The sequence below is a fragment of the Finegoldia sp. P3-F-LR genome (assembly GCF_052932165.1).
In genome coordinates this window covers 1-421 of the sequence record NZ_JBRFJE010000054.1, presented here as the reverse complement: position 1 = coordinate 421, position 421 = coordinate 1, and the positions used below count along the sequence as shown (strand labels likewise).

Annotated in this window: 1 tRNA gene and 1 rRNA gene; both read left to right on the top strand. The window is 43.7% G+C overall.

From position 1 onward, the window contains the following. Positions 1–100 (top strand): 5S ribosomal RNA (gene rrf / locus ACU68U_RS09265); the annotation flags it as partial. A 194-nt stretch (positions 101–294) separates the two neighbouring features. Beyond that, positions 295–369: transfer RNA gene (locus ACU68U_RS09260), tRNA-Asn, on the top strand. The last annotated feature ends 52 nt before the right edge of the window (positions 370–421 follow it).

Below are 421 nucleotides of genomic sequence, written 5' to 3'. Positions count from 1 at the left end.
GAGGGATACACCTGTACCCATGCCGAACACAGAAGTTAAGCCTCTTAACGCCGATGGTACTACGATGGAAACGTCGTGGGAGAGTAGGTAGTCGCCAAACAAAGAAATTAAAGTTTGATTACTAAAGAAAAATTTAATAATTCCATTCGCTCAGCCTCACTTCAGAAATCTTCTTTTTTAAAAAAGCAAAATGAAGATTTCCTCGTTCGAAGCGTCGCTCATGGAAAACATTAAATTTTCGAAAAAAGTAATCAAACTTTAAAAAGCGAACACCACTCATAAGAGTGGTAATATTCCTAGGTAGCTCAATGGTGGAGCACTCGGCTGTTAACCGATAGGCTGTGGGTTCGAGTCCCACCCTGGGAGCCAAATGCCGGGGTGGCGGAACTGGCAGACGCACAGGACTTAAAATCCTGCGGTG